Annotated in this window: 19 protein-coding genes; 8 read left to right on the plus strand and 11 right to left on the minus strand. The window is 73.1% G+C overall.

Going from position 1 to position 24,583, the window contains the following annotated elements:
* Positions 1 to 12 precede the first annotated feature (12 nt).
* Positions 13 to 1,212 carry an MFS transporter gene (locus VK611_22685; protein ID HMG44157.1) on the plus strand — a complete coding sequence of 400 codons (1,200 nt, stop codon included), beginning with the start codon at positions 13 to 15 and terminating at the stop codon, positions 1,210 to 1,212.
* Here the strand turns inward: VK611_22685 and VK611_22690 are convergent.
* Positions 1,161 to 2,597, minus strand: coding sequence for a gamma-glutamyltransferase (locus VK611_22690; protein HMG44158.1), 1,437 nt, complete (start codon positions 2,595 to 2,597; stop codon positions 1,161 to 1,163). The two genes, VK611_22685 and VK611_22690, sit on opposite strands and share 52 nt — an antisense overlap.
* Before the next feature lie 130 nt (positions 2,598 to 2,727).
* Here VK611_22690 and VK611_22695 point away from each other — a divergent pair, with 130 nt between their 5' ends.
* From VK611_22695 to VK611_22705, 3 genes are read left to right on the plus strand one after another with little or no spacing between them, the layout of a single operon-like run.
* Positions 2,728 to 3,447, plus strand: a complete 720-nt coding sequence (locus VK611_22695) for an iron-containing redox enzyme family protein (GenBank protein ID HMG44159.1) — start codon at positions 2,728 to 2,730, stop codon at positions 3,445 to 3,447.
* A gap of 14 nt (positions 3,448 to 3,461) precedes the next feature.
* On the plus strand, positions 3,462 to 3,827 hold the full coding sequence (locus VK611_22700; GenBank protein ID HMG44160.1) for a 2Fe-2S iron-sulfur cluster-binding protein: 366 nt from the start codon (positions 3,462 to 3,464) through the stop codon (positions 3,825 to 3,827).
* Positions 3,824 to 4,207, plus strand: a complete 384-nt coding sequence (locus VK611_22705) for a Rieske (2Fe-2S) protein (GenBank protein ID HMG44161.1) — start codon at positions 3,824 to 3,826, stop codon at positions 4,205 to 4,207. Before VK611_22700 ends, VK611_22705 begins: the two co-directional genes overlap by 4 nt.
* Positions 4,208 to 4,243: 36 nt before the next feature.
* On the opposite strand, the gene VK611_22710 is transcribed toward VK611_22705, so the two are convergent.
* From VK611_22710 to hemE, 8 genes are all read right to left on the minus strand, one after another.
* Complete coding sequence (locus VK611_22710) at positions 4,244 to 5,305, minus strand: hypothetical protein (GenBank protein ID HMG44162.1); 1,062 nt, start codon at positions 5,303 to 5,305, stop codon at positions 4,244 to 4,246.
* Positions 5,302 to 6,051, minus strand: coding sequence for a class I SAM-dependent methyltransferase (locus VK611_22715; protein HMG44163.1), 750 nt, complete (start codon positions 6,049 to 6,051; stop codon positions 5,302 to 5,304). Before VK611_22715 ends, VK611_22710 begins: the two co-directional genes overlap by 4 nt.
* A gap of 4 nt (positions 6,052 to 6,055) precedes the next feature.
* The gene (locus VK611_22720) at positions 6,056 to 7,330 is read right to left on the minus strand and encodes a glycosyltransferase family 4 protein (GenBank protein HMG44164.1); all 1,275 of its coding nucleotides are present in this window, start codon (positions 7,328 to 7,330) and stop codon (positions 6,056 to 6,058) included.
* Between the two features lie 156 nt (positions 7,331 to 7,486).
* Entirely contained in the window at positions 7,487 to 9,418 is a 1,932-nt protein-coding gene (locus VK611_22725) for an Hsp70 family protein (protein HMG44165.1), read from the minus strand.
* A gap of 57 nt (positions 9,419 to 9,475) precedes the next feature.
* Positions 9,476 to 11,020 (minus strand): apolipoprotein N-acyltransferase, encoded by a 1,545-nt coding sequence (lnt, locus tag VK611_22730; GenBank protein HMG44166.1) that lies wholly within the window; start codon positions 11,018 to 11,020, stop codon positions 9,476 to 9,478.
* Between the two features lie 152 nt (positions 11,021 to 11,172).
* Positions 11,173 to 12,543, minus strand: coding sequence for a protoporphyrinogen oxidase (gene hemG, locus VK611_22735; protein ID HMG44167.1), 1,371 nt, complete (start codon positions 12,541 to 12,543; stop codon positions 11,173 to 11,175).
* The gene (gene hemH / locus VK611_22740; protein HMG44168.1) at positions 12,540 to 13,496 is read right to left on the minus strand and encodes a ferrochelatase; all 957 of its coding nucleotides are present in this window, start codon (positions 13,494 to 13,496) and stop codon (positions 12,540 to 12,542) included. The genes hemG and hemH overlap by 4 nt, the downstream gene beginning before the upstream one ends.
* Positions 13,493 to 14,530, minus strand: coding sequence for a uroporphyrinogen decarboxylase (gene hemE / locus VK611_22745; protein ID HMG44169.1), 1,038 nt, complete (start codon positions 14,528 to 14,530; stop codon positions 13,493 to 13,495). Before hemE ends, hemH begins: the two co-directional genes overlap by 4 nt.
* A gap of 114 nt (positions 14,531 to 14,644) precedes the next feature.
* Here hemE and VK611_22750 point away from each other — a divergent pair, with 114 nt between their 5' ends.
* Both VK611_22750 and VK611_22755 read left to right on the plus strand, forming a co-directional pair.
* Entirely contained in the window at positions 14,645 to 15,226 is a 582-nt protein-coding gene (locus tag VK611_22750; protein ID HMG44170.1) for a hypothetical protein, read from the plus strand.
* A gap of 104 nt (positions 15,227 to 15,330) precedes the next feature.
* Positions 15,331 to 17,478, plus strand: a complete 2,148-nt coding sequence (locus VK611_22755) for an ATP-binding domain-containing protein (GenBank protein ID HMG44171.1) — start codon at positions 15,331 to 15,333, stop codon at positions 17,476 to 17,478.
* A gap of 30 nt (positions 17,479 to 17,508) precedes the next feature.
* Here VK611_22755 and VK611_22760 read toward each other — a convergent pair whose 3' ends face one another.
* Positions 17,509 to 18,204, minus strand: a complete 696-nt coding sequence (locus VK611_22760) for a metal-dependent transcriptional regulator (GenBank protein HMG44172.1) — start codon at positions 18,202 to 18,204, stop codon at positions 17,509 to 17,511.
* Between the two features lie 283 nt (positions 18,205 to 18,487).
* Between VK611_22760 and VK611_22765 the strand changes: the two genes are divergently transcribed.
* A complete protein-coding gene (locus VK611_22765; protein HMG44173.1) occupies positions 18,488 to 22,990 on the plus strand; it encodes a DEAD/DEAH box helicase in 4,503 nt (1,500 codons plus the stop codon).
* A gap of 97 nt (positions 22,991 to 23,087) precedes the next feature.
* Positions 23,088 to 24,353 carry an NAD(P)/FAD-dependent oxidoreductase gene (locus tag VK611_22770; GenBank protein HMG44174.1) on the plus strand — a complete coding sequence of 422 codons (1,266 nt, stop codon included), beginning with the start codon at positions 23,088 to 23,090 and terminating at the stop codon, positions 24,351 to 24,353.
* Between the two features lie 31 nt (positions 24,354 to 24,384).
* Here the strand turns inward: VK611_22770 and VK611_22775 are convergent.
* Positions 24,385 to 24,583: DUF397 domain-containing protein (locus VK611_22775; protein HMG44175.1), on the minus strand; the 199-nt coding region annotated here is incomplete at its 5' end.

Raw genomic sequence — 24,583 nt, forward strand, 5'->3', positions numbered from 1 at the left:
ACTGTACGCGAGATGGCTGGTGGACAACCCCTTCCCACTCAGGCCTCGCCGCCCGAGGCCGAGGAGCGCCCCCAGTGGGGCGGCTTCGTGCTGGCCTGCTCCGCCTACCTGGCGGCCAGCGTCGGCGAGTCGCTGCTCAGCCCCATCTTCCCCACGACGGCCAAGGACCTCGGCCTCGACCTGACCCTCGGCGGCACGGCGTTCGGCCTGCTCACCGGCAGCATCGCCGTGGCCAACATCGTCGGCGGCCGCCTCCTGCCCCGGCTCGGCGCCACCCGCGTCATCCGCATCGCCGGCCTGCTGACCGTCGTCGGCGCGCTGCTGGCCGCCACCGCGCCCTCGTTCCCGCAGCTGGCCGCCGCCCAAGTGCTGCTGGGCGCGGGGTCGGGCTTCTACTTCCCGGCCGGCATCCAGGCCGTCGGCATGCTCGCCGGCTCCCGCCGCAAGGGCTTCGCCATGGGCATGTTCGGCGTCGCTTTCTCGGGCGGACTCACCATCGCCGCCGTACTGGCCGCGCTCGGTGCCGACCACGGCTGGCGCGTGCCGTTCGTCGTGTCGGCCGTCCTGTCGGTGGCGGCGCTGGTCGGCACGCTGTGGCTCCGCACACCCCCGCTGGCGCCGCCCGCCGCCCGGGCCCGGATCGGCGACGTGCTCGGCCTGCCCACGTTCGTCGGCACCGTCGGTTCGGTGTGCCAGTACGGCACGGTGTCGTTCCTCACCACGTTCGCCGTCGACGAGTGGGGGATGACGGTCGCCGCCGCGGCCGCGCTCCTGGCCGTGGGGCGCGTGCTGTCGATCCTGGCCAAGGTGCTCTCGGGGGCCGGCGCCGACCGCACCGGCCCGCTGACCAGCGCCAAGCGCACCGCGGCCCTGCTGGTGGCGACCGGCCTCGGGTGGACGCTGCTGCCCGCGTCGATCCCCACCTACGCCCTGGCGGCGGTGTTCGCGGGCACCGTGAGCTCGCTGTTCCCCCTGGCCAACGTGCTTGCCTTCGAGCGCTTCGGGGCGCAGGGCGGCGCGCTCGGCCTCTACCGGTCGGTCCAGATCGGCCTCGGAGCTCTGGCGACGTTCCTGGTCGGCGTGGCTGCGGACGTCGTCGGCCTCCGTCCCGTCCTGGCCGTCACCGTGGTGCTGCCGCTGCTGCTCTTCACCGTCGGCCGTCAGACCCCGAGCGAGGAGCCGACGGTGCGGGGGTCGGCGGCGGCCTCGTAGGGCTCGTCGCCCCGCCGCACCCGCACCACCTGCTGGGCCGACTTGAGGCCCCAGCGGGCGCCGCGCACCACCCGGGGCGCCACCGCGGCCAGGCCCACGACGTCGTCGTCGCCGAGCCCGCCCTCCACCCGGACGCCGTCGTCGGCGGGCAGCCACTCCCACTTGGGCGACGCCACCAGCACGCCCGGCGACCAGCACCCCGAGACGACCTGCCCCAGGGTCTGGGCGTTCCACGGCATCTGGTTGTCGCCGCCCGGGGTGCCGCCGGCGAGCCGGGGCCGTCCGGTGGCGTCGGCCACCATCCAGGCGTGGAGCGTGGTGGCCGGCCGTCGCCCGGCGGCCGGGAAGTTGGGGTGGTCCGGCTCGGGTGTGAAGCCCCGACCGGCCCGGTTGTTGAGCACCAGGTCGTACTCGGGCACCACGATCCCGCTGCCGAACCGCGGGTAGGAGTTCGAGTGCACGACGACCACGACGTTCCCGTCGCGGTCCGCGGCGGAGACCATCGACGTGCCGCTGGGATCCGAGGTCGACTGGCGGACCACGTCGACGGCGGCCATCACCCGTCCGTACGCATCGCCGGCCCCCGCAGCCGGGCGCGCCCCGGCGACGGCGTGGAGCAGCGCCGGCCCCTGGGTCGGCGCCGGCGTCGCCCAGGCGGCGAACGGCCCGGCGGTCCCGGACGCGCACGGCACCCACTCGGCCCGGGCGTGGGCCAGCAGGTCGTCCTGCATCAGCACCCCGCCCCGGGCCCGCACGGCGCGCACCACGGCGGCACCCAGCGGCCCGGCGAGCACCTCCGGCCCGCGGTCGAGCAGCTCGCCGATCGCCGCCGCCAGCCGGGGCAGTCGCACGATCGTGCCCCGCTCGATCGGCCGCCCGTCGACCAGGTAGGTGCACCCGTCCGGCTGCATCTCCTGCAGCAGCGCGACCGACTGCCGCGACAGGTCGGTGGCCACGCCCGCCCACGGGAACCCGTCGGTGGCCAGCGCCAACGCCGGTGCCGCCAACCGCTCGAGAGGCAACCGTCCCCGAGAGGCCAGCACCAGGTAGCCGGCCGGTGCTGCGGGCGGTCCGACCGACGTCGCCCCCACGTCGCGCCACGGGTGGCTCGACGCGGCGCCCGCCAACCCGGCCGCCGCGCCGCCGATGGCCAGCAGCGACTCGGGCACGGCGTCGTCGGAACCCCCAGCCAGTGCGATCGCCACCAGGTCGCCCCCCAACCCGCACTTGGGCGGGAGGAGCACGCCCTCGGCCAGCGCCATGGCGACGACGGCGTCGTAGGCGTTGCCACCCTCGCGCAGCACCTGCGCGCCCGCCGAGGCGGCGAGCGGCGCGGCGGCGCAGACGACGCCGTGGGCGCCGCGCCCGGTGCACTGCTCGGCCATGACGGCCACCTCGTGGGGCACGTCAGCAGGCCTGTTCGGGGGAAGAAGGGGCTTGCGTCATGAGGGATTTGTAGACAGTATACAAATGAAGGACGAGGGGATCAGAATCCGTACGGAAGGGACCACTCCCATGGCAGACCTGCTGGCCAGAGACGAGTTCAGGACAGCCCTCGAAGATGCGATCAAGGGTCGTGAGGCGAAGAACGCCTCCTTCTCCCAAGCATGGGCCAACGGCGAGCTCCAGCGGCACCACTTCGCCCGGTGGGCCGAGAACCACTACCACTACGTGGGCCCTTTCGCCGACTACCTCAGCTACATCTACGCCAACACGCCCGACAACCTCACCGACGCCAAGGACTTCCTCCTCCAGAACATGTACGAGGAGGAGCTGTCCGACGTCCGCCACACCGACCTGCTCATCCGCTTCGCCGAGGCCTGCGGCACCACCGCCGAGCGGGTCACCGACATCGACAACGCCACCCCCGTCACCCGGGGCCTCCAGGGCTGGTGCTACGCCGTCGCCTTCCGGGAGCACTTCGCCGTGGCCACCGCGGCCCTGGTCGTGGGCCTGGAGTCGCAGGTCCCGTCGATCTACCGCCGCCAGTACCCGGCGCTGCTCGAGAAGTACGGCTTCAGCGAGGAGGAAGCCGAGTTCTTCGACCTGCACATCACCAGCGACGAGGTGCACGGCGAGCGCGGCTACCAGATCGTGCTCGACCACTGCGACACCGTGCCGCTGCAGCAGCGGGCCCTCCAGCTCGTCCGGCACGGCGCCGAGATGCGGTTCTCGTACACGAAGACGCTGTACGACACCTATGTCGCTCCCGACCTCGAGGCCGTCACGGCCTGACCTCGGGCGTCCCCGTGCCCACCATCCGGTTCCTCACCAGCGACCGGCAGGTCGACTTCGACGACGGTGACGACGTCAACCTGCTACGCGTCGCCATCCGCCGGGAGTGCGGGGTGCCGTTCAAGTGCGCCAGCGGCAACTGCGGCACCGATCGGGTGCGGGTGGTGGAGGGCGCCGAGAACCTCGAGTCGGCCCGACGACGGGAGCGGGAGACCCTGGGCGAGGAGCTGCTCGGCCAGGGCTACCGGCTGGCCTGCCAGACCTACGTGCGCGGCGACGTGGCGGTGGAGTGGGACCCGAACCAGACGGCGCTGATCTCGGATCGCGCCGCCGAGCGGCTGCGGGCGAAGTGGCTCTCCGGGGCCGACACGGACCGATGAGCACCTCCACCTGGGTCGACGTCGGCGGGGTCGCCGAGCTGCGCCGCCGCCGCAAGGTCGTGGTGCCGCACGACGAGGGCGAGGTCCTCGTGCTACTCCACGACGGCGACGTCCACGCCTTCGACAACCAGTGCATCCACCGTCAGCGCGAGCTGCACAGGGGCGTCGTGCTCAACGGCAAGCTCGTCTGCCCCGGCCACCAGTGGGCCTTCGAGCTCGGCACCGGCTGGGAGGCCACCAAGGCCGAGTGCCAACCCACCTACGACGTGCGCATCGAGTCCGACCGCATCCTCCTCGACCTGGCGAGCCGCGCGACCCGCACCTCCCCCAACCCCAACCCCGAAATTGCGCTCGAAAACCCGCACATAGCGGCCGAATGAACGCAATTTGCCGGGGGAAGCACCCGCCCGGGCGGATCAGTCGCGGTCGCTGACCGGGGTGTCGGCGTCGAGGAGCGCCGGCAGCAGGGCGTCATGGCGGGTGAAGAGCCCGCTGGCAGGGGAGCCCACGCCCGACTCGCCGGCCAGGGCGTCGCCGCACAGCACGACCGCCGCGGCCGTGTACGTCGAGCGCTCGTCGGCCGGGAAGCGGCTCTCGTCCGGGTAGACGGTGCCGGTCCAGTAGCGGCCGTCGTCGGTGCGGAACTGCTGCGCCCAGCCGTACAGCTCCCGTGCCCGCTCCGCTTCGCCCACCACCAGGTTGGCCAGGGCGTACTCGCAGGTCTCGGCCACCGTGACCCACGGCCGGTCGGCGACGCAGCGCACGCCCCGGCCCTCCAGCACGAAGGCGTCGTGGCGGGCGGCCAGCCGGGCCCGACCCTCCTCGCCGGTCACGACACCGGTGAGCACCGGGTAGTACCAGTCCATCGCCCAGCGGTGCTTGGGGGAGAAGGCCTCGGCCTCGTCGTGGCGGATCACGTGGGCCAGCCGGGCGGCCGACAGCTCCCAGTCGGGACGCTCGTGGCCCAGCAGCCCGGCCAGCGCGATCGCGCACCGCAACGAGTGGCACATCGACGACGATCCGGTGAGCAGGGCGAACGACCACGGCGTACCGTCGGTGTGGCGGGCCCACAGGATCTCGCCCCGCGGCGTCTGGAGGTCGAGCACGAAGTCCATGGCCCGCTCCACCACCGGCCACATCTCCTCGGCGAAGCCACGATCGCCGGTGCACAGCCAGCGGTGCCACACGCCGGCGGCGACGAAGGCGCACACGTTGGCGTCGAGCTTGTCCTGCTCGACCCGGTCGGCCAGGTAGTACTGGTGCCAGGCGCCGTCGGGCCGCTGGAGACCGGCCAGCCACTGGAAGGCCCGGTCGGCGGCGGCGTCGTGGCCCCCGAGGGTCAGCGCCATGGCCGCCTCGACGTGGTTCCAGGGGTCGGCGTGGCCACCGGGGAACCAGGGGATCATCCCCGAGGGCAGCTGCCACTCGGCGATGGCGTCGACGGTGGGCTGCAACTCGCCCGCTACGAAGCTCCTCATGCAGCACTCTCCTTCACCGAGAGTGGCTTCTGTGCGTAGATGACGATGCTCTTACCGATCACGGGGCTGAGCACCCGGTCGGCCAGGCGGGTGAAGCGGGCCCACGGCTGTGTGCCGGCGATGTCCCACACCAGCGCCGTGTGGTACTTCTTCACCAGGAAGTGCTCGTCGTTGGTGGGCCCGACGGCGCAGCGCAGCCACCAGTAGGGGCTGTGGATGCCGTGGGCGTGGTGCGACCCCTTCGGCTTGAGGCCCGCCCGCCGCAGCTTCGCCCGCAGGCCCGACTCGGTGTAGATCCGCACGTGGCCACCCTCGACGAAGGGGGCGTGGTACTCGTCGGTCAGCGCCCAGCAGACCCGCTCGGCCAGCCACGCCGGCACGGTCACAGCCATCGAGCCGCCGGGCCGCAGCACCCGGGCCAGCTCGCCGATGGCGGCCTCGTCGCCCGCGATGTGCTCCAGCACCTCGGCGGCGATGATGCGGTCGAACGATCCGTCGGGGAACGGCAGGCGGGTGGCGTCGCCCCGCGTGCAGGCCGAGTGGCCCTCGGCAGGGATCTGCTTGTCGGCGGCCATGGCGGCGGCCATCCCGGCGACGTCCTTGAGCTCGCCCTCGTCGTAGTCGAAGGCGACCACCCGGGCGCCCCGGCGCAGCGCCTCGAAGGCGTGACGACCGGCGCCGCAGCCCAGGTCGAGGAGGCGATCGCCGGGTGCCAACCCCAGCCGGTCGTAGTCGACGGTCAGCATGCGATCAGTGAGCCGCCGCTGAAGCCGACGCCTGGTCGAGGCGGATGCGGTACTGCTCGACGGTGCGCTCGGCCGTGTGCCGCCACGACCACTGGTCGACGACCCGCTGGCGTCCCCGGCGCCCGACGGTGTCGCGCAGGTCGGTCTGGTCGAAGGCCCAGCGGATCTTGGCGGCCAGGGCGTCGGAGTCGCCGGGGGCCACCACCAGAGCGGTGTCGCCGTCCTTGCCGACGACCTCGGGCAGGGCCCCGCCGGAGGTGGCGATCAGCGGCGTGCCGCACGCCATGGCCTCGATCGCCGGCAGCGAGAAGCCCTCGTAGAGCGACGGCACCACGGCCATCTGGGCCTCGGCGTACAGCTCGATGATCCGCTCCTCGGGCACGCCGGACACGAACTCGACGGCGTCCTCCAGCCCCAGGCGGCGGATGGTCTCGTCGGAGCGGCCACCCTCCTTGCGCCGGCCGATGACCACCAGGTGGGCGTCGTGGCGCTCGGTCCGCAGCTTGGCCAGCGCTTCGAGCAGGTACCGCAGGCCCTTCATTGTCACGTCGGCGGAGGCGGTCGTCACCAGGCGGCCGGGGACCGGCGCCACCTCGGGGAGCGGCCGGAACAGGTCGACGTCGACGCCGACCGGCACGATCGCCATCTTCGCCGGGTCGACCTGGTGGTCGGCGACGATGTCCTTGAACGAGCTCTCCGACACCGTGACCACCCGCTGGATGCGCCGGGCCACCCGGGTCTGCATGTTGGTGAACGAGTACCAGCGCCGCAGCGAGAACTTCCGGTACCGGCTCTCGGCGTGCTCCAGCTCGAGGCGCCGGTCGACGGTGATGGGGTGGTGGATGGTGGCCAGCACCGGGATGCCCTCGCGCTCGATGGCGAGGAGGCCGTAGCCGAGGCACTGGTTGTCGTGGACCAGGTCGAAGTCGCCCTTGCGCTTGCGCAGGTGCGACCAGGCTCGGAGGCTGAACGCCAGCGGCTCGGGGAACTGGCCCGCCGAGAACGACGAGACCTCCACGAAGTCCTGCCAGTGCTTCAGCTCCCAGATGCCCGGCATCCGCATCGGGAAGTGGTCGTTGTAGATGTCGAGGCTCGGCAGCTCGATCAGCGGGACGCGGTCGTCGAGCACCGGAAAGGGCTGGCCACCGAGCACCTCCACGTGGTGCCCGAGGTCGGCCAGGGCCTTGGACAGATGGCGTACGTACACGCCCTGCCCACCCACGTGGGGCTTGCCGCGGTAGGCGAGTAGTGCGATCCGCAGGGGTCGCTCCGGCGACATGGCCCGAAACCTTTCCGTCCAACTGACCAAGCGGTCAAGTTCTTCTGCGCACACCCCCCAGCAGGGTGCTGGCGCTGGATTCGGAACAGGTTACAGGCTGCGTGCAACCGCCCCTCCCGAGCGTCCGGACGGTGGCGGCGCGGCCTCAGGGCGGGGTCAGCGGTCGGGCGGGACGTCGCGGAGCGACGGTCGGAGGTCGTCGGGAGGGTTCGTGGTCTCGGTCGAGCTCGGCGGCGTGGTGGTGGACGACGTGGTGGTCGACGGGTCCGTGGTCGTGGTGGTGGACTCGGTGGTCGACGTGGTGGTGGGGTTGGTGGTCGACGGGTTGGTCGACGGCGTCGTGGGGCCGGTGGTCGACGGGTGGGTCGACGGGGGCCGGGTCGGATGGCTGGTCGTGGTGTCGTCGCGGGTGGTTGACGAGCTCACGGCGCCGCCGCCCCGCCCGCCGTCGCTGTCCTCGTCGTCGTCTGTCGTGGTGGAGGAGGAAGACGACGAGGACGATGTGCTGTCGAGCGACGAGGACGACCCGTGCACGGCCTCCGCTCCCGATCGGTCGCCCACCGTGTCGTCGGAGCCGAGGGCGCTGACGCCGCCCTGGTCGGTGGTCGTGTCGTCGCCGCCACCGCCACCCAGCGCGAGGGCACCGGCCACCACCACGGCCACGCCGGCGAGGGCGCTCAGCACGGCCGCGCCCGCCCGCACGTTGAGCCCCTGGCCCACCAGCTCACCGAACCGCGAGCGGGAGCCGCCCATGTCGAACTCGGCGTCGTCGTACTCGGCGTTCTCGTGGTGGTGCGGGGACGGGGCCGGCGGCTGCGGGTGGTCGCGCCGCAGGGTCGGGTCGACGCCGAGGCCCGGGGAGGCCAGCGGGCGGTCGGCAACCACCGTGCCGACGGCCGGCGACCGGGCGTCGACCTCGTCGTAGCCGAGGGCGCCGTACCCGCCCGGGACGCCGGGACCGGTGGCACCGAGGGGACTGAGCGGCCGCGTGCCCACCTCGGGGAACGTGAACCGCGCCGGGGCCGCCGGCTCCTCGTCGACCATCTGGACGGCACCCACCGCCACCGTCAGCTCCGGGAACGGGTCGACGAGCACCTGCATGCCGGTGCGGGCCGACACGACGTCGGCGACTGCCGGGATGCGGGCGGACCCGCCGATGAGCGCCACCACGTCGACGTCCCGCGAGTGGACGCCGGTGCGGTCGACCATCTCGACCATCACGTCGACGGTCAGCTCCAGGTGCGGGTACAGGATGGCGTCGAAGTCGTCGCGGGTGAGCCGTACCAGGGCCGGGCTGCTGGGCAGGGAGGCGTCGATGGTCACCTCCGCCTCGTACGACAGCCGCTCCTTGGCGTCGCGGCACTCGGCCCGCAGGCGCGACAGCGCCGCGATCGACGCCGGGTCGCCCAGGTCGAGCCGGGCGATCGCCCCGTCGAGCATGCGGTCGACGTGGTCGAGGACCAGGTCGTCGATGTCGATGCCGCCGAAGTCGTTCAGGCCGGCCGGGTCGCCGATGATCGAGAAGCGGTCGCCCTGGCGTCGCACCAGGCTGGTGTCGAAGGTGCCGCCGCCCAGGTCGTAGACGGCGATCGTGCAGTCGGACGGCAGCACGCCGTCGCACGCCAGCTTCACGCTGGCCGCCACCGGGTCGGGCACCACCAGCGCGCTGGGGAACAGCTCGTCGGCGATGCGCTCGACGGCCTCGCAGCGGACGCCCTCGGGCACCGCCGGGTGCGCCAGCACGACCTGACCCGGAGGCCCGCCGTGGAGGGCGCCGGCCCGCTGCGCGATGGTGGCGTACAGCGTGCGGAGCAGCTCGTGGGGGGTGCGGATCTCGCCGCCGACGGTGATCGGCGTCTGCTGGAGGACGGGGTCGTGGCGTAGGCCGCGCGCCACCCGGGTCAGCTCGAGGCCGGCGACGCGCTCGGCCTCGTCGCCCACCAGGGCCGAGCCGTCGTCGTGGAGCACCACGACCGCCGGCAACGTGGCGGTGCGCTCGCCGAGGGCACAGGGCTGCACTCGCCCGCCCTGCTTGGTGGCGCCTGCCCCGGATGCCGTGCCGACGTCCAGACCGAGTATGAACGACATTCCCGTCTCCCGTTCCCCACGTCGGTTGCCGTGGGACGCCACACCGTAACGAGACCGTCACCCCCCAGAGGGTGCAAAGTCCCTGGTTTTTGCGTCGTCGGCCGCAGTGGGTGGTGGGTCGACCACCTGCTGCTGCCTTTCGTTGCGCTTTGCCTGACGGGACAGGAACCACCCGGCGACCAGGGAGAACAGGGCCACGATCCAGGCCGGGAGCAGGCCGAGACGGGTGTAGATCGTGTTGCCGCTGCGCCGGACGACCGTGTCCTGGAGCACGGTCTGCTCACTCACCGCGCTGCGCTGGTGCACGGTGCCGTCCGGTCCGATGATGGCGGTGAAGCCCGTCGGAGCGGCCTGCAGCACCCAGCGCCCGGTCTCCATGGCACGCATGCGTGACGACGCGACCTGCTGGGTCTGCACCATCGTGCCGGTGTACGACGAGCCGTTCGTGGGGTTCAACACCACCTCGCCGCCCTGCTCGACGCCCTCACGGACGCGGTCGCCGAAGAAGATCTCCCAGGAGATCGCCACGGACACCGGACCGGCGGAGGTGTCCAGCTCGGCGGGACCCTCGCCGATGATCGCCTCCCGATCGGTCAGGGAGTCGCCCGCGAAGCGCTCGATCAGCGACCGCAACGGCACGTACTCGCCGAACGGGACGCGGTGCACCTTGTCGTAGCGGTCGACGATCTCGCCGTCGGCCTCGAACAGCACCGAGGCGTTGCGGAAGTGCTCGGGGCCGTCGCCCTCCACCACACCGGCGACGATCGGAGCGTCGAGCTCCTGCGCCAGGTCCGACAGCTCCTCGCCCTCGCGGGACTCGTCGATCGGACCGTCGACGTCGACCACGTCCTCGGGCCACACCACCAGGTCGACGGGCGTGTCGATCTCTCGGCTCGCCTCCACGTGGCGCTCGAACACGAGGCGCTCGTCGGTGTCCTCGGCACGGGTGCCCTGCTCACCGCCGCCCTGGACGAGGGCGACGTCGATCTCGCCGCCGTCGACGGCCTCGCCCCGGGGTGCGAGCGCGGCGAACGCGAGCGCGACGACCACGCAACCGGCCCCGACGGCGGTGGCGCGCCACTGCCGGCTCACGGCCGCGGCCAGCGCCACCCCCGCGATCACCGTCAGCTCGACCAGCAGCAGCGACCCGCCGACCCGCAGCACGGGTGCCAGGGGGCTGGCCACCTGCCCGACGGCCAGGCTCGACAGCGGCACGCCGCCGAAGGGCCACGACCAGCGGAGCAGCTCGGTGAGGGCGATCGCTCCGGGCAGGGCCACCCAGCGGCCCGGCGACGTGGCGGGGACGACCGCCGCGGCGACGCCGACCAGCGCGGCGTAGACGATCGTGGCGATGAAGTAGCCCGGCAGCGTCAGGTCCTGCATCCACAGCAGCGACGGCAGGTACAGGCCCAGCCCGACGAGCCAGCCCCGGCGGAACCTCGTCCATCGCGGCTGGTCGGCGATCAGGCGGTCGAGCGCGACGAGGCCGACGAAGGCGAGGGGCCACCACCCCCAGGGTGGAAGGGCCGCAGCGAGCAGGATTCCCGACCCGAGCGCGAGCACGGGGGTGCGGATCCGGTTGGCGGTAGCGGACACGGCCATGGATCTTCCCACGTCAGGAGCCGAGCCGACAGGCGAGGCGTGGCCCGAGCGGCCCGGCGCCGTAGGCGCCAAGAGCGGGCAGCTCGCGCATCGTTCGACCTCTCGGCGGCGAAGCGCCGAGGACGAGCAGTCGTGCCTATCCGCGCAGCCCCTCAGCGCGGGAGGACGCTGGCGACGGCGTGCTGCGCCGAGCGGATGCAGGCGGGCATGCCCACCCCGTCGACCCAGCTGCCGGCGACGGCGACGCCCGGGGCGTGGGCGGCGAGGTCGGCTCGGATGGCGGCCACCCGGTCGGCGTGACCCGGTCGGGGCTGGGGGAAGGAGTCGTGCCAGCGGGTCAGCCGCACGTCGACGGGCGTGCCGTGCAGGCCCATCGTGGCCCCCAGGTCGGCCAGCAGGGCACTGACCAGGGCGTCGTCGTCGAGCCCGAGCGCCCGCTCGTCGCCCGCCCGCCCGGCCGACGCCCGCAGCAGCACCAGCTCGGGGTCGAGGGCCCGGGCCAGGTGCGGCCACTTCGCTGACGTCCACGAGCAGGCGGTCAGCAGCCGCCCTTCCGACGGCGGCACCAGGTAGCCCGACCCGTCGAGGTCCCGCTCGATGTCCTCACGCCGCACGGCCAGCGCCAGCAGCGCCACCGAGGAGTAGCCGACGTCGGCCAGCCGTGCCCCGGCGTCGGGGGCGTGCGGCCCGACCAGCTTGGCGGTCATCCCGGCAGGGGTGGCGACGACGACGGCGTCGGCGGAGATCCCGGCCGGGGCGACGTGCCACCGCCCGTCCCGTCGGTCGAGCGCATCGACGGGCGTCGCGACCCGAACGGCGTCGCCCAGGCGCTCCCGCAGGGCGTCCACGAGCTGGCCCATCCCACCCCGGGGGGCCAGGAACACCGGGGCTTCCGAGCTCGGCGCGGCCGCCCGCAGTTCTGCCGCGCCCCGGACGAGGCTGGCGTTCCGGCGGCGGGCCTCGGCCAGCTGGGGCGTGGCGACCTGCAGCGACAGGGCGTCGCAGTCGGCGGCCCAGATGCCACCCACCAGTGGCGCGATCAGCTTGTCGAGCACCTCGTCGCCCAGCCGCCGCCGGACCAGCGCTCCGATGGCCTCGTCGGCGTCGCCCGGGGGCCGGTCGTCGGGGCGGTCGAGGTCCTCCCGCAGGCGGGCCAGACCGGCCGCCGTGAGGATCCCGGTGGCGGCCACGGCGTCGACGTCGGTCGGCACCCCGAGCAGCTGCTCCGACGGCAGCCGCCGCAGCGTCCCCTCCGACCACAGGTAGGCGGCGCCCGTCGCCGGCGACACCAGCTCGTCGGTCAGGCCCACCGACCGGCACAGCTCGACCGCCTCGGGCACCCGGGCCAGGAACCCGTCGGCCGACTCGTCCAGCGCCACACCGGCCACCGGCGAGGTCCGGAGCTTGCCGCCCACCCGGCCATCGGCTTCCAGCACGACCACGTCGGCCCCCCGGCGCCGCGCCTCCCACGCCGCCGCCAGCCCGGCGATCCCCCCACCGACGACGGCGACGTCGACGTTCACGACGACGTGGACCGCGGCCGGGCCCAGTTGCCGGCGGCACAGATCCCGAAGACCCGCTCGGCGAGGGCCTCCATCACCGACGCGTCGTCGTTGATCGACGGGGTGCGGGCGAACGCCAGCCCCACCTCCTCGGCGACCCGGGCGGCGTCGACGTCGAGGTCGTAGAGCACCTCCAGGTGGTCCGACACGAAGCCCTGCGGGCACACCAGCACGCCCTCGGCCCGACCGGTGGCGGCCAGGTTGCGGATCACCTCGAGGACGTCCGGCCCGCGCCAGGGTTCAGGGGTCCGCCCCGCCGACTGCCACGCCAGCGCCCAGTCGGCCCACGGGTCGAGCCCGGCCCCGGTGGCGATGGCCAGCGCCGATGCCTGCAGCTGGTCGGGGTAGGGATCGCGGTCGAGCACCCGCTCGGGGAGGCTGTGGGCGGTGAACAGCACCTTCGTGGCGTCCGGCAGGGGGTCCAACGCCTCCCGCACCCGCGACGCCTGGAGGTCGACCCACGCCGGCAGGTCGTGCCAGCTCTCGATGCCGCTGTAGACGATGCCGCGGTTGGCCTCGACGATCACGGCCCCGGCCCGCTGGTGGTACTCGCCCACCGACGCCCGCGACCAGTGCGGTGCCAGCACCAGACCCACCACCTGCTCCACGTCGTCGTCCTCGAGCAGGGCCTTCACGGCGTCCTCGACGTACGGCGGTGCGTGCTTGTTGCCCAGCTCGACTCGCCAACCACCGGGCTCCCGCGCCTCCAGCCCGTCGCTGAGGGCGCCCACCTGCTCGCGGGTCCGCTCGGCCAGGGGCGACAGTCCGCCGATGGCGTCGTAGCGGCGCTGCAGGTCCTTGAGCTGCTCGTCGCTGGGCGGTCGACCGTGGCGGATGTGGGTGTAGTACTCCGCCACCTGGTCAGCCGACGCCGGCGTGCCGTACGCCATCACGACGAGTCCCCGTTGTGTCATCCGGCCGTCCCCTCTGCGTGCACCAGCTCCACTATGCGCGAGAGGATCGAGGGATCGGTGGAGGGCAGAACGCCGTGGCCCAGGTTGAAGATGTGCCCGGGTCGGCCGCCGTTGCGGGCCAGGATCGCCCGCACCTGCTCGGCCACCGCGGGCCAGGGGGCGAGGCAGATCGCCGGGTCGAGGTTGCCCTGCACCGCGAGGGAAGGGCCCAGCCGGCGCCGTGCCTCGTCGAGCGGCACCCGCCAGTCGACGCCCACCACGTCGGCTCCCGCCTTCGCGAGCAGTGGCAGCAGCTCACCGGTGGTCACCCCGAAGTGGATGCGGGGCACGTCGAGGTCGGCGAGGCCGGCGAACACCTTGGCGCTGGCCGGCAGCACGTGACGCTCGTAGAGGTCTGGGCTCAGCGCGCCCGCCCAGCTGTCGAAGATCTGCACCGCCGACGCCCCGGCCTCCACCTGGTTGCGCACCGAGGTCAGCGCCAGGTCGGCGAGGCGGTCGACCAGTTCGGCCCACAGGCCCGGGTCGCCCACCATCAGCGCCTTGGTGCGGGCCAGCTCCCGTGACGGCCCACCCTCCACGAGGTAGCTGGCCACGGTGAACGGCGCCCCGGCGAACCCGATGAGCGGCACGTCGCCCAGCTCGGTCACCAGCTGGCGGACGGTCTGCGCCACCCACGGGCAGTCGACGTCGGGCTCGAGGGGGCGGAGCCGCTGCAGGTCGGCTGCGGAGCGGAACGGCTCGGCCACCACGGGACCGATGCCGGGCGCCACGTCGACGCCGAACCCGATCGCCTCGACCGGCACGACGATGTCGCTGAAGAGGATCGCCGCGTCCACCCCGTGGCGGCGCACGGGCTGGAGGGTGATCTCGGTGGCGAGGTCGGGCTCGCGGATGGCCTGCAGGATGCTCCCGGTGCCGCGGATCTGCCGGTACTCGGGCAGCGAACGTCCTGCCTGGCGCATGAACCAGACGGGGACCCGAGTGGCGCTCAGGTTGCGGCACGCCCGCAGGAAGGGGGCGTCGGGGCTGGGCACGCCGCCAAGTTACGCCCTTCTTTCGGCCCATCCCCAGAACCCCCTACGCGCCCCGCTCGGGTAGGGGGAATCTCCTGGTCGACAGGGGGTGCCAGGGAGGCGACGATGTGTGCCATGAGGACACCTGACGAAGACGGGGCGCCGGAGGACGGCACGACCTCGGGCTCGGTCGGCGACGGTTTCGGCGCTTCCGCCGGTGAACTCACCGACGGCTTCGGCGAGGACGACTTCTCCGACGACAACACGTTCGACGACAGCACCGACGCCGGGTTCGGCGACGACACCGACAGCACCGACACCGGCGGCACCGGCGGCACCGAGAGCGACGACGGCGGATCGTCGTTCGGCGACGGCCTGAGCGACGACGAGGCCGAGAACGTCCTGGTGGAGATCCTGGAGGACGTCTTCGGCGACGACGCCCCCGAGGTGCTCGAGGACATGGAGGAGGCCACGGGCCTCGACGCCGGCGAGCTCCACGAGGCCCTGGACGAGGCCGACGCGTTCGACGGTGCCCCCGCCGTCCCCGCGCTCGACGAGGGTGACGGCTTCGAGACGCTGCAGGACGACGCCTACGACCCGTACGACCCGGCCGAGGCCATCTCGCAGTCCGACTTCGACCTCACCGGCGACGGCCACGTCGACAACCACGACCTCCGCGAGGCCGCCCACCCCTTCGACTTCGACATCACGCCCTAAGACCCCTCGGTGACCTGCCGTGGTCGGGGCATGGCGACCCGGGGAGCGACCCGTCGGCCGATCCCCGGTAGCATGGTCAACTCTTTCGACCGCTGGAGGGGCGATTGGCGTTCCACCCCGATCTGGTTGCCGAGCAGGACTACATCGACCGCGCCTACGACAGCTTGGAGCGCGCCAAGCAGACGGCGACGCGGCTGCGTTCGATGGTCGAGGTGGGCAAAGGCGGCACTGAGCAGGCCCGCTGGGAGCGGGAGATGATCGAGGGCAACATCGCCAACCGCCTCGACTACCTGAACCTCGGGGACGCCAGCCTGGTCTTCGGTCGCATCGACCGCACCCAGTCCGACGGCGGCGACACCTATTACATAGGCCGGGTCGCGGTGGCCGACGACACCCAGGAGCCCCTCGTCGTCGACTGGCGGGCGCCGGTGGCCGAGCCCTTCTACCGGGCGACCGGTCGGGCGTCGATGGGCCTGGTACGCCGCCGCCACTTCGCCACCCGGGGCCGCCGCCTGCTGGGCATCGAGGACGAGCTGTTCGGCGAGGGTGCCGGCCTCCTCGACGGCGGGCTGGCCGTCTCCGACAACGGGAACAAGGTGCGGGGCCACGGTGTCCTGCTCGCCGCGCTGGAGGAGTCCCGGACCGGTCACCTGTCCGACATCGTCGGCACCATCCAGGCCGAGCAGGACGAGATCATCCGCTCCGAGCTGCCCGGCGTTCTGGTGGTCCAGGGTGGTCCGGGCACCGGCAAGACGGTGGTCGCCCTCCACCGCGCCGCCTACCTCCTCTACACCTACCGGTTCCCGCTGGAGGGCCAGGGCGTCCTGGTGATCGGCCCGAACCGCCTGTTCCTGGGCTACATCGAGCAGGTGCTGCCCAGCCTGGGCGAGGCCGGCGTCGAGCTGGCGGTCCTGGCCGACCTCGTCGAGAACGTGCGGGTGACCGGCTTCGACAAGGCCGTCGCCGCCCGGGTGAAGGGCGATCTGCGGATGGCCCGGGTGCTGGCCAAGGCCGTGCGCGACCGGGAGCGCCCGCTGCGTCGCCCGCTCGAGGTCGGCTTCGGCCTGCAGACCCTCCGGGTTCCGGTCCGCCGCACGGTGTCGATGGTCGCCGAGGCCCGCCGCCGCTTCCGCACCCACAACGCCGGCCGCCGCTTCGTGGAGGCCCGGCTGTTCGAGGCGCTGACCGAGTCCAGCCGCACGCCGACCACCCTCGACGAGGTCAAGGGCCGGCTGCGCCACACCCCCGAGGTGCGGGAGGCGCTGGAGCGCATGTGGCCGGTGCTCACCCCGGCCGAGCTGCTGCACGACCTGTTCGGCTCGCAGTCGCTGATCGACCTGGCCGCCGGCCACGAGCTCGACGCCGAGGAGCGGACGTCGCTGTTCCGGCCCCGCGGCATCGACGTCCGCAACATCGTGTGGACGGTGTCCGACGTGCCCCTGCTCGACGAGGCCCGGGCGCTGCTCGGCCCCAAGCCGAAGCGCCGCCGCCACGATCGCCAGGACGAGGAGATGCGCACGTACGGCCACATCGTGGTCGACGAGGCGCAGGACCTCTCGCCGATGCAGCTGCGCATGCTGTCGCGCCGCTCGCTCAACGGCTCGATGACGATCGTCGGCGACATCGCCCAGGCCACGGGCGTCTGGGCCCACACCGGCTGGGGCGAGATCCTGGCCCACCTACCGTCGAAGCGCCCGTCTCGCCGGGCCGAGCTGACCATCGGCTACCGCATCCCCCAGCCCACGATGGACCTGGCGGCCCGGGTGCTGGCCGTGGCGGCGCCCGGCCTCGACCCGCCCGACAGCGTGCGCGAGGTCGGCGACCCGCCCCGCATCGTGGCGGCGGCCGACGACGATCTCTTCGCCCGCGTCGTCCAGGTGACGTTGGAGGAGCGGGACGCGGTCGACCCGGGCAGCGTCGCCGTCATCGTGCCGCAGACGCTGGTCGACGGTGTCACCGCCGCGCTCGAAGCCGCCGGGGTGGAGTACGGCCGGGCCGCCCGCAACGGCCTCGAGTCGCAGGTGACGCTGGTGCCGATTCGCCTGGTGAAGGGCCTGGAGCTCGACGCCGCGGTGGTGGTCGAGCCGGCGGCGATCGTGGCCGAGGAGGCCCAGGGCATGCGGGCGCTCTACGTGGCGCTCACCCGGGCGACGAAGCGCCTCGCCGTCGTGCACGCCTTGCCGTTGCCCGACGCCCTGGTCGGTGCCGAGAGCGGCGACGTCGAGCCGTCGGTGCCCGCGACGACCGGCTAGCTGCTGCTGCTGGCCGTCCGCTGTCAGCCGCTAGCTGGCGTGGGCGGGGGCGGGAGCGTTCGCGGCGACGAGGATGCGGGCGCTGGCGAAGGCGCCGATGCCGATGTGCTGCCCGTCGATCTCGACGGTGGTGGTGCCGTCGGGTGAGGTGGCGGTCACCACGCCGGTGTGACCCGGCTGCACGGCGGCCTCCTCGAGGAACTCCAGCAGCCCCGGCGTGAACTCCAGCTCCTCGGGGATGCGGCTGACCGTGAACGACGCCCCGACCCCCAGGTGCGACAGCGCCACCGTGTCGGGCGCGGCGTAGCTCGAACCGGGGATGGGGTTGCCGTGAGGGCAGGTGGTGGGGTTGTCGAGCACCCGGTTGATGGCCTGCTCGACCGGCTCGGAGATGACGTGCTCCCACTTGCCGGCCTCGAGGTGGGCGTCGGCCCAGGGCAGCCCGAGGATGTCGGTGAGCAGCCGCTCGGCGAGCCGGTGCCGCCGCACGACCTGCTCCGCCAGATCACGACCCGAGGCGGTGAGGTTGATGGTGGTGCCTTCGAGCACGACGAAGCCGTCGGACTGCATCCGTTTGATCATCTCGGAGACGGCCGGGCGCGAGACCATGAGGCGCTCGGCGACCCGGGCCTGGATCACGTCGACATCGTCTTCCTTGAGCTCCCAGATCGCCTCGCAGTACTCCTCGAAGGCGGGGTGAAACTCGCGAGACTGGTACTCGACCACCTCCAAATCTTACGCCTACGGGCGACGTTTGGGTGTCGTCACAGCTCGGTGACGCAGAGCGAACAAAATCTCGCGAAAAGTGAGTTTGGGTGTTTCGGGGCAGGGGTAGCGTGCGGGCAACAGACCGGTGGGGGTGGGGTGCCTGTCCGCCCGCCCGCCCCGCCTCCGCTGGCTGTTCGCGACGGGGCCCCGCGGCCCCGTCGCCCGCGTTTTGCGGCGATCGGGCTGCGGGGTTCCGTTCTCTCCCCCTTGAGCGTCACACCCCCTCTATAGGGTGGCTCTCGTGGCATTGTCCCTGTTCTCGCCAGCTGTACGGGCCTGGTTCGAGAGCAGCTTCCCTGGCCCCACGGCGGCGCAGGCCGAGGGCTGGCCGGCGATCGCGGCGGGGGAGCACACCTTGATCCTGGCGCCCACGGGCTCCGGCAAGACGCTCGCGGCGTTCCTCTGGAGCATCGACCGGCTCGTCGTCGACGCCGCCTCGTCGTCCTCTACGGACAGTGGTCGAGATCGCGAACACCGCACCCGGGTCGTCTACCTCTCGCCGCTGCGGGCGCTGGCGGTCGACGTCGAGAAGAACCTGCGGGCGCCGCTGGCCGGCATCCGCTCGGCGGCCGAGCGCTTGGGCCTGCCGTTCCGGGAGCCCACGATCGGCGTGCGCACCGGCGACACCCCGGCCGACGTGCGCCGGCGGCTGCTCCGGGATCCGCCCGACATCCTCGTCACCACGCCCGAGTCGCTCTACCTGATGCTCACGTCGCGGGCGCGGGAGTCGTTGCAGGGCGTGGAGACGGTGATCGTCGACGAGATCCACGCGCTGGTGCCCACCAAGCGCGGGGCGCACATGGCGTTGAGCCTCGAACGCCTGGAGGAGATCGCCGAGGGGCCGGTGCAGCGGATCGGGCTGTCGGCCACCCAGCGCCCGCTCGACGTCGTGGCCCGGTTCCTCGGTGGGCTCGATGTCGGGGCCGATGGCGATGGCGGGCCGGCAGTGCCGCGCCCGGTCGCGATCGTCGACGCGGGCGTTCGCAAGCAGCTCGACGTCGAGGTGGTGGTGCCGATCGACGACATGGGCGAGCTCGGCGACGCCAGCTCGATCTGGCCGTCGATCCATCCGGAGCTGCTGAAGCTGGTCGAGGAGCACACCTCCACGCTGATCTTCGTCAACGCCCGCCGGCTGGCCGAGCGGTTGGCCACCCGGTTGAACGAGCTGTGGACGGAGGGGCGCAACCGGGCGGCCGAGGCCGAGGGCCGATCGTTGCCCGAGGGCCTGCCGGAGCTGGTGAAGGCCCACCACGGCTCGCTGTCGAGGGAGCGGCGGCTGCAGATCGAGGACGAGCTGAAGTCAGGACGGCTGCGGGGGTTGGTGGCCACGTCCAGCCTGGAGCTCGGCATCGACATGGGCGCGGTCGACCTGGTGATCCAGGTCGAGTCGCCGGGCGCGGTCAGCCGGGGCCTGCAGCGCATCGGGCGGGCCGGTCACCAGGTGGGCGAGCCGAGCCGCGGCAAGCTGTTCCCGAAGCACCGGCACGACCTGTTGGAGGCGGCGGTCGTCACGCAGCGGATGCGCGACGGGCTGATCGAGTCCACCAAGTTCCCCCGCAACCCGCTCGACGTGCTGTGCCAGCACATCGTGGCGATGGTGGCCATGGACGACTGGCCGGTCGACGACCTGGCCCGGCTGGTGCGGCGGGCGGCTCCGTTCGCCGAGCTGTCCGACGAGCTGCTGGATGCGGTGCTCGACCTGCTCTCGGGCCGCTACCCGTCCGACGAGTTCTCCGAGCTGCGGCCGCGGGTCGTGTGGGACCGCATCGAGGGGCGCCTGCGGGCGCGGGCGGGTGCGCAGCGGCTGGCGGTCACCAACCCGGGCACGATCCCCGATCGGGGGCTCTACGGGGTGTTCCTGCCCGACGGCACGCGGGTGGGCGAGCTCGACGAGGAGATGGTCTACGAGAGTCGGGTGGGCGAGACGTTCCTGCTCGGGGCCACCACCTGGCGGATCCAGGAGATCACCCACGAGCGGGTGGTCGTCACGCCGGCGCCGGGTCAGCCAGGGAAGATGCCCTTCTGGCACGGCGACGGCCCGGGTCGTCCGTTGGAGCTGGGCCAGGCGCTGGGGGAGTTCACGCGCTCGGTCCGGGCACTGGAGCCTGCGACGGCGGTGGCGCAGCTGATGGCCGAGAACGACCTCGACCAGCGGGCCGCCGCCAACCTGGTCGCCTACCTGGCCGAGCAGGCCGAGGTCACCGGCGTGGTGCCCGACGACCGCACGATCGTGGTCGAGCGGTTCCCCGACGAGCTGGGCGACTGGCGGGTGTGCGTGCTGTCGCCGTTCGGGGCGCAGGTGCACGCCCCGTGGGCGATGGCGCTGCAGCACAAGCTGGGTGAGCGCTGGGGCATGGACGTCGAGCTGATGTGGAGCGACGACGGCATCGTCATCCGGCTGCCGGAGGCGGTCGACGAGCTGCCGGTCGACGATCTGGCCATCGACCCCGACGAGCTCGACGACCTAGTGGTGGCCCGGCTGCCGAGCACCGCCATGTTCGCCGGGCGGTTCCGGGAGTGCGCGGCCCGGGCACTGTTGCTGCCCCGGCGCCGGCCCGACCGGCGCACGCCGCTGTGGCAGCAGCGCCAGCGGTCGGCCGACCTGCTGGCGGTGGCGGGGAAGTACCCGAGCTTCCCGCTGCTGCTGGAGACCACCCGCGAGTGCATCAACGACGTCTTCGACCTGCCGGCATTGCGAGGCGTCCTGACCGACATCCGGTCGCGCCGGGTGCGGGTGGTCGGGGTGGAGACGCCGCGGGCGTCGCCGTTCGCCCAGTCGCTGCTGTTCGGCTGGATCGCCGTCTACATGTACGGCGGCGACGCCCCGCTGGCCGAGCGACGGGCCGCGGCGCTGGCGCTCGACCGGGACCTGCTGGCCGACCTGCTCGGTGCCGAGGAGCTGCGCGAGCTGCTCGACGCCGACGCTCTGGCCGACCTCGAGCTGGAGCTCCAATGCCTGGTCCCCGGCCGCCGCGCCCGCGACCCCGACGAGCTGCACGACCTCCTCCGCCGCCTGGGGCCGTTGACCCCACTCGAGCTCGACGCCCGGTCGGAGGGCGCTGCCGGGGCGTCATGGGCAGAGCGGTTGGTGGTGGAACGGCGGGCGATCTGGGGGACCGTCGCGGGCGACGTCCATCTGTGTGGGGCCGAGGACGCGGGGCGGTTGCGTGACGCCCTGGGGGTGGCGGTGCCGATGGGTCTGGCGGCGGCGTTCACCGAGCCGGTCGACGATCCGCTGGTCGACCTGGTGGGGCGGTACGCCCGCACCCACGGGCCGTTCGTGGTGCGCGACGTGGTGGGCCGGCTCGGCGTCACCGCGGAGCGGGTCGCCGTGGCGTTGCGGCGGTTGGAGACCGAGGGGCGGGTCGTGGCGGGAGAGTTCCGGCCGGGCGGGATCGAGCGCGAGCACTGCGACGTCGGGGTGCTGCGCCAGCTGCGCCGGCGGTCGCTGGCCAAGCTGCGCCACGAGGTCGAGCCGGTCGACGGCGCCACCTACGCGCGGTTCCTGCAGCAGTGGCATGGGGTGGGGTCGTCGCGCACGGGGTTGGACGCCCTGGTCGACGTCGTCGGCCAGCTGCAGGGGCTGGCGTTGCCGGCCTCGGCGCTGGAGTCGGAGGTGCTGCCGGCCCGCCTGCGCGACTTCAGTCCCGCCGACCTCGACCAGCTGTGCACCTTGGGCGAGCTGGTGTGGGTGGGTGCGGGCGCGCTCGGCGCCACCGACGGCCGGCTGCGCCTGCTGTTCCGGGAACAGGCGGGTCTGCTCCTGCCCGGCTCCGACGAGGTACCGGACGACCCCTTGGCGGCCGCGCTCCTGGCCGGGCTCCGACGTCAGGGTGCGTCGTTCTGGCACGACCTGCTGCGGATGGCCCAGGAGGCCGGCCAGCCCTACGACGACGTCTCGGTGCTGGCCGCCCTGTGGGACCTGGTCTGGTCGGGCCAGGTGACCAACGACTCGTTGGCGCCGATGCGGTCCTTCGTGTCCGGGAAGGTCCGTCGCTCCCAGGGCGGCCGCCGCCGACCAGAGCGCGGCCGCCTGGCCCGCGTCGGCCCACCCCAGGGCGCCGGCCGCTGGTCCCCGGTCTCGTCCCTGTCGTCTCGACCCCTGGCAGCCGCGGCACCGTCGGGCGTGGGTGACGGTGTCGGGGTGCCGTCGACGACTGAGGCGTTGCATGCGTTGGCGGGGCAGTTGTTGGAGCGGCACGGGGTGCTCACACGGGAGGCGGCGCGGAGCGAGGGGATCGAAGGAGGGTTCGCCGGGATCTATCCGGTGCTCAAGGCGTTGGAGGAGCGGGGGCGGGTGCGTCGGGGCTACTTCGTCGCCGGGCAGGGCGCGGCCCAGTTCGCGCTGCCGGGCGCCGTCGACCGTCTCCGCGCTGCCCGTTCGGGGGAGGGCACGACGGTGGTCCTCGCCGCCACCGATCCGGCCCAGCCCTACGGCGGGGCGCTGCCGTGGCCCGAGTCCTCCGGCCGCCCGGCCCGTGCCGCCGGCGCCCTGGTGGTCCTGGCCCACGGCGAGCCGGTGACGTACATCGAGCGCGGTGGCAAGTCGATCGTCACGTTCCCTGCCGCTGCCACGTCACCGAAGTGGCCCTCGGCCTTGGCTGCCCGGGTCACGTCCGGTGCCGCCCGCCAGGTCGAGATCCACACCATCGACACCATCCCCATCCGAACGTCCCCATGGGCCGACACCTTCCGCGCCGCCGGCTTCACCGACGGCTACCGCGGCCTCGTCATTCGCCGATAACCCCCGTCGGCCGTCACCAGAGGAGCTTCGGCGCCGTCGTGGTCGGGGCAGTGAGCCGGTAGAGTGATTGTGAGAACTTTCACAAGGAGTGTGTGGGATGCGAGTTCGTCCCAATGTGGTGGTGATCGGCGCCGGGTTCGGGGGATTGGCCGTGGCTCGGGGGCTGGCGGACGAGCCGGTCGAGGTCGCGCTGATCGACCGCCAGAACTTCACGACGTTCCAGCCCCTGCTCTACCAGGTGGCGACGTCGGGCCTGAACGCCGCCGATGTCGCCTACCCCGTCCGGGGGCTGTTCCACGACCAGCGCAACCTGGGCTTCCGGCGCGGCGAGGTCACCGGGGTCGACTGGGATGCCCGCCGGGTCGAGCTGGCGGGGCAGCGGCCGCTGCCGTTCGACCACCTCGTCGTGGCCGCCGGTGCCACCACCACCTGGTTCGACATCCCCGGCGCCGAGCAGTGGGGCCTGCCGCTCTACACCCTCGACGATGCCCGGCGGCTGCGGAACCACATCGTGGAGCGGTTCGAGGCCGCCGACGCCGAGCCGGAGCTCATCGACGAGGGGGTCCTGACCTTCGTCGTGGTCGGGGGCGGGCCGACCGGCGTGGAGACCGCCGGGGCGCTGGCCGAGCTGGTGGCCGTCGTGTTCCGGCGGGACTACCCGCGGCTCGACGTGGGCCGGGCCCGGGTCGTGCTGGTGGAGGCGCGCGACACCGTGCTGGCCCCGTTCAAGCCCGGCTCGCAGCGGCACGCCGCCGAGACCCTGGCCGCCCGACAGGTCGACCTGCGGCTGGGTGAGGGCGTGGCCGAGGTCGGGCCGCGGCACGTCCGCCTCGGCAGCGGCGAGGTGATCCCCAGCCAGACCGTGGTCTGGGCCGCCGGCGTGCGGGCCAACCCCCTCGCCGAGCGGCTCGGCCTGGAGACCACGCAGGGCGGGCGGATCGTCGTGGGCCACGACCTGGCCGTCGCCGACCGGCCCGGGGTGTGGGCGATCGGCGACGTGGCAGCGGTCCCGGGGCGCAAAGGCGATCCGCTGCCGCAGCTGGCACCGGTGGCGATGCAGTCGGGTGGCCACGTCGCCCGTCAGATCGGCCGCCTGCTCGACGGCAAGGCGACCCAGGCGTTCCGCTTCCGCAACAAGGGGACGATGGCCACCATCGGTCGCCGGGCGGCCGTGGCCGAGCTGCCGGGCGGTCTGCGCCTCCGTGGCACCCTGGCGTGGCTGGCCTGGCTGGTGCTGCACCTGCTCTACCTCGCCGGCCTCCGCAACCGGGCTTCGGTCCTGCTGAACTGGGCCTGGGGCTATGTCCGCAAGGTACACATAGCCGCTGTGCCCCTCAGCGACTGTCCTGACCGGGGTGTCTAGCCCTGGCCCGGTTCCCTCGTGGTCCCTCGGGTCAGGCCAGGTCGTCGAACTCCCCGGCCTTGCAGCCCGCGACCCACGCGGCCAGCTCGCCACGGGTGAACGGGATGGTGCCGGCCTCGGGGCGGTTGCTGTTGCGGACGAGGATCTCGTCCCCGTCCTCGGCCACCTCGAAGCACTGGCCGTTGTCCGTGAAGGTGGACTTGCGCCAGTGCAGATCGGTCGTGTTGTCG

The organism is Acidimicrobiales bacterium (assembly GCA_035316325.1).
GTDB lineage: Bacteria > Actinomycetota > Acidimicrobiia > Acidimicrobiales > VFJN01 > DASXTK01.

What these genes read in the sequence shown, in the direction of transcription:
- VK611_22685 (HMG44157.1), top strand. Translation starts at nt 13, where the DNA reads ATGGCTGGTGGACAACCCCTTCCCACTCAGGCCTCGCCGCCCGAGGCC.
- VK611_22690 (HMG44158.1), bottom strand. Translation starts at nt 2,597, where the DNA reads ATGGCCGAGCAGTGCACCGGGCGCGGCGCCCACGGCGTCGTCTGCGCC.
- VK611_22695 (HMG44159.1), top strand. Translation starts at nt 2,728, where the DNA reads ATGGCAGACCTGCTGGCCAGAGACGAGTTCAGGACAGCCCTCGAAGAT.
- VK611_22705 (HMG44161.1), top strand. Translation starts at nt 3,824, where the DNA reads ATGAGCACCTCCACCTGGGTCGACGTCGGCGGGGTCGCCGAGCTGCGC.
- VK611_22710 (HMG44162.1), bottom strand. Translation starts at nt 5,305, where the DNA reads ATGAGGAGCTTCGTAGCGGGCGAGTTGCAGCCCACCGTCGACGCCATC.
- VK611_22715 (HMG44163.1), bottom strand. Translation starts at nt 6,051, where the DNA reads ATGCTGACCGTCGACTACGACCGGCTGGGGTTGGCACCCGGCGATCGC.
- VK611_22720 (HMG44164.1), bottom strand. Translation starts at nt 7,330, where the DNA reads ATGTCGCCGGAGCGACCCCTGCGGATCGCACTACTCGCCTACCGCGGC.
- VK611_22725 (HMG44165.1), bottom strand. Translation starts at nt 9,418, where the DNA reads ATGTCGTTCATACTCGGTCTGGACGTCGGCACGGCATCCGGGGCAGGC.
- lnt (HMG44166.1), bottom strand. Translation starts at nt 11,020, where the DNA reads ATGGCCGTGTCCGCTACCGCCAACCGGATCCGCACCCCCGTGCTCGCG.
- hemH (HMG44168.1), bottom strand. Translation starts at nt 13,496, where the DNA reads ATGACACAACGGGGACTCGTCGTGATGGCGTACGGCACGCCGGCGTCG.
- VK611_22750 (HMG44170.1), top strand. Translation starts at nt 14,645, where the DNA reads ATGAGGACACCTGACGAAGACGGGGCGCCGGAGGACGGCACGACCTCG.
- VK611_22770 (HMG44174.1), top strand. Translation starts at nt 23,088, where the DNA reads ATGCGAGTTCGTCCCAATGTGGTGGTGATCGGCGCCGGGTTCGGGGGA.